This is a genomic window from Psychrobacter sp. C 20.9, from assembly GCF_001921765.1.
GTDB lineage: Bacteria > Pseudomonadota > Gammaproteobacteria > Pseudomonadales > Moraxellaceae > Psychrobacter > Psychrobacter piscatorii_B.
In genome coordinates this window covers 21434-27433 of the sequence record NZ_MRYC01000028.1, presented here as the reverse complement: position 1 = coordinate 27433, position 6000 = coordinate 21434, and the positions used below count along the sequence as shown (strand labels likewise).

Sequence of the window (6000 nt, the reverse complement as noted above, 5' to 3'; positions counted from 1 at the left end):
GGGACAGGACTCTTTTTTGCCGCTTCATCGTTAAAAATAAGCGCTTAGAATGACTAAACTTATTATTTTTAACATCGAATCGCCTAAAAAATAGTCGCTGTCAGTGCCATGGTCGAATGTTCAACACGCCCTACTCACTTCATAAAAAATAACTTTGACAAGGACATCACCATGACGACGGACAGTACTACGCAAGACAACCGCATTACTTATGACACAGACGGCACTATTTGCCTGATCGGGCTAAACCGCGCCAATAAACGCAATGCTTTTGACAGTCATATGATTACCCAGCTATCTGACGCATTGACTCGATATGAAGACGATGATAGTTTACGCTGTGCGCTCATCTTTGCGCATGGCGATCACTTCACCGCTGGGCTTGATCTGGTCGAGCTACAAGACAAGCTAAACGACGGTGTGTTTGAGTTTGATGGCAACCAAATTGACCCGTGGGGCATTAGCGGACGCTTACGCACCAAACCTGTGGTCGTGGCGGTAAAAGGCACGTGCTTTACCGTGGCTATCGAGCTTATGCTCAATTGTGATGTGGTCATCGCTAGCGACAACTGCAACTTTGCCCAAATGGAAGTCCAGCGCGGCATTATGCCATTTGGCGGGGCGACGGTACGCTTTGTCGCGGCGGCAGGCTGGCAAAAAGCCATGCCATATCTACTCACGGGCAAAGCGTTCGATGCGCAAACGGCTGATCGACTGAATTTGGTCAGTGAAGTGGTGGCAAATGGGACTGAGTACGAGCGCGCATTAACACTGGCACAAGAGATCAGCAAAGCTGCGCCGCTGGGCGTTAGAGGCGCGCTATCTTCCGCGCAAGATGCGAGCCGCAATGGTGCCGCGACGGCACTGGCTGATATCCATAGCTATCTGCCGCCACTCTTTCATTCAGAAGATGCGAAAGAGGGCGTGATGGCGATGGTTGAGAGAAGGGAAGCTGAGTTTAAGGGGCGTTAGATTGAAGACTTAGACAATTCTTGAGTAAATTGTCTAAGTTATAGATAAATGAGTAAAGTTGCTTATGTGAGTAGTATATTAACTAAATAATAGTATATAGCGTTGCTATATTAGAACCATATAGTCTAATTCATATTTAGTATTATTATATTTATAGTAGATACGATATAATTGCTAGGTTGGCAGGCTTGATATTTAAGGTGAAAGATGGTAGGCGTGCAAAAAATATTCAGTTATTCGGGAATTTAAATGTCTACAGATATTAATCAGCTTAGAGATTTATCAACACTTTTCACAAGGAGTGAAATACTTCGATTGTTGAAAAATGACTTTGGTTCAGTTGATAAAAAATTAATAAGATATGATTTGATAGATAAAAGAAGAGGAAGTACATATTTAAAAATATTCAAAGAAGAGTATAGAAAACTTCAAAAAAACTATCAAAATGAATATGTTGTAAAAAATGAATTTCTGAATCAGAAATTGATAAAAGAAATAGGTAATAGACGCTCAGTAATTTTTAATGAAATGAGACTAGGTAGTGCAACTGCTGATTTAGCTATTTTTAATGGGGTGTCTAAGGTATTTGAAATCAAAACAATACTTGATAAAGAGTATAGATTATCAAAGCAGTTGGAGGTTTATAAAAAAATATTCAATGAAGTTTATGTTATAGTTCCACAGGAAAACGTATTACAATATATGAAATACGACAGTAACGTAGCAATTATTTCTTATGATTCAGAAATAACAGAATTCAGAGTAGAAAGAGAGGCGATAAAAAATATTGATATTGATATTGATGTTCTGATGAATGTTCTGCATTCTAAAGAGTATCTTAATATTACATATGATTACTATGATGAATTACCTGAAATAAATGCTTTTAACCAATTTGAAGTATGTAAAAGTTTGATTTCGAAAATACCATACGAGAAGCTTAACTATTCATTTATAGAAGCTATGAAGAATAGAAAAGTATACAACTCATTTTTTAACAAGGTCAATAATGAATTTAATCAGGTTTGTCTTTCATTGAATTTGAAAGAAGAGCAAAGGAAGGATTTGATTAATAAGTTAAAGACTCATAAGGTGTGTTAAATGTACTATCCGTACTTAAGAGGTAGACAGTTCGAATTAATAACAATTAGAGATTTAGCATTAGAGAATGCTTTAGAGAAAGTCACACCTGTCATTGAGCCTGTTAAAGAAAATTTTAATAGCTTAAGTCTTGCTAATAATATATTTCTTGAAAGTGGATTTAAGCCCTTCTTAATAGTAAATCCATCTGTAGGCGAAGTTGTAGGAGATAAAGAGCATTTCCTACAATATATTAGTAAGCTAGAAAGCTCAATGTATAAACCTGCTTTCCACTATTCTGATAATGCAGAATATATCTTGGAATGTATCCATAAGTACAACTTAGAAGACACTATGATTATTGGTCTAGATGACTTCACTAAAGAAGATAGTTTGATTGAACTTTGTAGTAATAATAGTATAAGTCATATCATGCTTTTAGAGCCTCACAGGTATAGGTCTTTAGATAGAAAGATTAAAGATTTAAATAAGATTTATATTAGATTAGATGATCTATTTGAACGTCAACAAAAAAATGCAGATTATCTCGAAATCCCTGCTCACAAATTTTCCGAAGAGCATTTGTACTATAAGGATGACCGATACCAAGGGTTTGGCGATTTTACCGTTTTATCTAAAGAGTATCTCGAAGGTGGAAGTGTCCCAAGAGCTGTTGTTATAAATCTGACTTATATTAATGAAGAGATGAATGATCAAATTTGGATAAGACATTTTACTTCTGATACAAATGATTCTATCTCCAATGTACAAGGAAAATTTGCCGAAGCTACCAAAAAAGCTGTCAAGTTCTGTGAAGAGTTACCGCTAAAAAATTCAGGTACAGATGAGCTTAAAAAGTACTACGAAGAATTAAAGTATCCTGGTCTTGGTACTGTTAAAAAGATAACTATCAAAAACCATTTGCTAGTCGTTAAAAAGTATTTAGATAAAATATCATGAATAGTATATGTGAAAGTTGCTTCGAAGATAGAGAATTGAAAGGTTTTATCCTCTCTCAAGGCGAGCGTGGGTCATGCTGTTTTTGTGGCACTGATGACAAAAATATAATAAAAATTGATGAGTTACTAGATTTTTTTGACGAACTTTTAGGTAATTTTGAGACACATCCTGATGGTATTGGACTTCTAAGCCTCATTCAAGGTGATTGGAGCTTATTCCGTAATAACGAGACAGGTATTAAGTTTCTTAATATAATTATTGATAAGTTAGAAATAAGTTTTTTTCATGCAGATGTTTTAGTTAACTATAGCCAAGAAATTTTAAACAATGTAAATTACTGGTTTGATTTGAAAGAGCAGCTAAAATGGGAAAAGAGATACTTAATAGATGTTAACTATCTGACAGATGAGCTAGGATGGGACGGTTTTTTCGAAAGTAAGTTTGTAGTGAGTAAAGATGACGTCTTATATAGAGCTAGATTGCATCATAGTACAAACGATGAGAAATTTTCTCCTGATAAAATGTTCTGTCCACCTAAAGAAATTAGTACAGCTGGTCGTGCTAATCCCATGGGTATTCCTTACCTATATTTATCAGATCATGAAGAAACTATACTATATGAGATTAGATCCACGTATTTAGATGAAGTTTCTGTAGGTAAGTTCTCAGTCAAAAATGACTTAAACAGAGATGTAGTAATTTCTGACTTTACTGAAGTTTCTACAATATATCATCCAAATGAGGTAAATAAAAAAATAAAGTCTAGACTATTAAAAAGACATATTAGTAGAGATTTATCTCAGCCTCTCAGGAGGTATGACTCAGAATTAGATTATATACCTACACAATTTATCTGTGAGTTTATTAAAATTTATACAGGTGTGGAAGGCTTGAAATTTACTAGTTCACTGCATAACATTGGTAATAACTATGTGATTTTTAATCAAAACTTATTTGACTGTTTTGAGGTTAACAAGGTAAATATTTCAAAGTTGAAGATAGGGTATAATTGATTTCGACTAAAGAAAATGTTATTTCTATTGGAAGCTATATTCTAATGTTTTTCTGAATTTTGCTGCTTAATTCAAAAAATTTAAGAAAGGTGTTCAACTTTAAGTAGCCTTACCCTCAAACCTCACCCAAATCTTCCATATCCACATACTCCTTTTTACCATGAATCTTATACATCTTACGGTCGATCTCTGGATACAGGGTAATATCAATATCAGGTCGGCTGCCACCCATCAGATAAGTAGCATCGGCATCGCTCTCATTGCGCATCGAATGCGCCGCGCCATGCGCAGGGAAACCGACAAAATCTCCAGCACTCAGCTCATAATGCTCATCACCGTAGCGCAGCGACAGCTCACCTGACAGCACATAAATGAACTCATCCGACTCTTCATGATAGTGATGGGTCGTCGTCTCATCTCCCGCTTCCACCCGTACGAGGTGCAAGCCAAACTTGGTCAGACCAACGATATCACTGAGCGACACCGTATGGCGGATAGCGTGCTCATTGAACTGGTGGATATGCTTAGTCTCAGGCGTGTTATCGATATCGGATTTGGTCAAGACGTATGCTTGCGTGTCCTTAGGCGGCTTTTGTTCTGGTGTCGTCATCATCGGTCTCCTTGATTGATGCTTTGAGTGTATACCACTATTAGCCAATAGTATCAGGTTTTAAAAGGGACGAAATAGGCGTGATGTTGATAATCAGATAGCGGCTTTATATATCCTGCATAAAGCGATTGTTGATGACGCCATTCCTGTTGTACCCTGAACCATTATTTTAAATGAAGGGGAATGCGGGTGTTGTATAACTTTGATGAGGTCATCGATAGACGTGGTACGGGGTCGCTTAAATGGCACTATAGCGATGATACGATTCCGCTGTGGGTGGCGGATATGGATTTTAAGGCCGCACCGCCTATCTTAAACGCGATTGAGCAAGCCGTACAGCATGGCATATTGGGCTATACCAAACCTACTGAGGCGCTGTACGACGCCATTATCGAGTGGCATGGCAGTCGCTATGAGTTACCGCTTGCTAAAGAAAATATTTTGTTTTCCCCGGGTGTCGTCCCAAGCTTAGCGCTGATGATGAACGTCTTTACCGAGGTAGGGGATGCGGTACTGGTCAATGATCCGATTTATGCGCCATTTATGAGTAAAGTTGAGCAAAATGGTCGCACGCTCATCACCTCATCGTTACAAGAGAGCGAGGGTAAATATCACTTAAATTTAGCTGATATCGAAGCCAAAATAATAGAGCATGATGTGAAGCTGTATTTACTCTGCAATCCGCACAATCCGGGCGGGCGCGTGTGGACGGCGGACGAGCTGAATGCGGTGCTAGACTTGTGCAAAAAGTATGATGTGGCAATCGTCAGTGATGAGATTCATCAGGATTTGACCTTGCGTGGGCATACCTTTACACCGTTTTTAACGCTGGCACAAGGGTATGAGCACAAGGTGGTGAGCCTGACCTCGATGACCAAAACCTTTAATATCGCGGGGATCAAAGGCTCGCTGATTTTTGCTAAGGATGCCGCGCTGATAGAAAAAATTGACGCCCAGCAGTATCTAAACGATGAGTATGAGCTCAACATGTTCGCCTATGCGGCGATGCACAGCGCCTATCGTGAGGGCGGTGAATGGCTGGCGCAACTGCTTGCCTATATTGAGGACAATATTGAGTTTACCTTGCAGTTTTTCGCTGAACATCTACCCAATATCAAGGTAATGCGACCAGAAGCGTCCTATCTGATTTGGCTGGATTGCTCAGCATATAGTCAAGACGACGAGCAGCTTTATGATATTTTACGTGCGGCAAAAGTGGAGCTCAATGCTGGAATAAAATATGGTGAGGAAGGACATCTCAAAATGCGTATCAATGTTGCCTGTCCGCGTATGCTGTTAGAAGCGGGTTTGGCGCGGATGGTGATGGCGTTTGAGGGGTTGGGAAATTAAGACATTATTGAGAAA

Annotated in this window: 6 protein-coding genes; 5 read left to right on the top strand and 1 reads right to left on the bottom strand. The window is 38.6% G+C overall.

Going from position 1 to position 6000, the window contains the following annotated elements; genetic code table 11:
- The first annotated feature begins 171 nt into the window (after window positions 1-171).
- The 4 genes from BTW00_RS13440 (at window position 172) to BTW00_RS13425 (ending at window position 4025) form a co-directional block, all read left to right on the top strand.
- On the top strand, window positions 172-972 hold the full coding sequence (locus tag BTW00_RS13440) for a crotonase/enoyl-CoA hydratase family protein (RefSeq protein WP_075107826.1): 801 nt from the start codon (window positions 172-174) through the stop codon (window positions 970-972).
- Between the two features lie 249 nt (window positions 973-1221).
- Window positions 1222-2073, top strand: a complete 852-nt coding sequence (locus tag BTW00_RS13435) for a sce7726 family protein (RefSeq protein ID WP_075107825.1) — start codon at window positions 1222-1224, stop codon at window positions 2071-2073.
- Window positions 2074-3012 carry a sce7725 family protein gene (locus BTW00_RS13430; RefSeq protein ID WP_075107824.1) on the top strand — a complete coding sequence of 313 codons (939 nt, stop codon included), beginning with the start codon at window positions 2074-2076 and terminating at the stop codon, window positions 3010-3012.
- 35 nt (window positions 3013-3047) lie between these two features.
- Entirely contained in the window at window positions 3048-4025 is a 978-nt protein-coding gene (locus tag BTW00_RS13425; protein WP_218609027.1) for an RES family NAD+ phosphorylase, read from the top strand.
- 115 nt (window positions 4026-4140) lie between these two features.
- Here the strand turns inward: BTW00_RS13425 and BTW00_RS13420 are convergent, their stop codons facing one another.
- Complete coding sequence (locus tag BTW00_RS13420) at window positions 4141-4635, bottom strand: cupin domain-containing protein (protein WP_075107822.1); 495 nt, start codon at window positions 4633-4635, stop codon at window positions 4141-4143.
- 183 nt (window positions 4636-4818) lie between these two features.
- Here BTW00_RS13420 and BTW00_RS13415 point away from each other — a divergent pair, with 183 nt between their 5' ends.
- Window positions 4819-5985: a MalY/PatB family protein gene (locus BTW00_RS13415; protein WP_075107821.1), complete on the top strand. Its 1167-nt coding sequence runs from the start codon at window positions 4819-4821 to the stop codon at window positions 5983-5985.
- Window positions 5986-6000 lie beyond the last annotated feature (15 nt).

What these genes read in the sequence shown, in the direction of transcription:
- BTW00_RS13440 (WP_075107826.1), top strand. Translation starts at nt 172, where the DNA reads ATGACGACGGACAGTACTACGCAAGACAACCGCATTACTTATGACACA.
- BTW00_RS13420 (WP_075107822.1), bottom strand. Translation starts at nt 4,635, where the DNA reads ATGACGACACCAGAACAAAAGCCGCCTAAGGACACGCAAGCATACGTC.
- BTW00_RS13430 (WP_075107824.1), top strand. Translation starts at nt 2,074, where the DNA reads ATGTACTATCCGTACTTAAGAGGTAGACAGTTCGAATTAATAACAATT.
- BTW00_RS13415 (WP_075107821.1), top strand. Translation starts at nt 4,819, where the DNA reads ATGCGGGTGTTGTATAACTTTGATGAGGTCATCGATAGACGTGGTACG.
- BTW00_RS13435 (WP_075107825.1), top strand. Translation starts at nt 1,222, where the DNA reads ATGTCTACAGATATTAATCAGCTTAGAGATTTATCAACACTTTTCACA.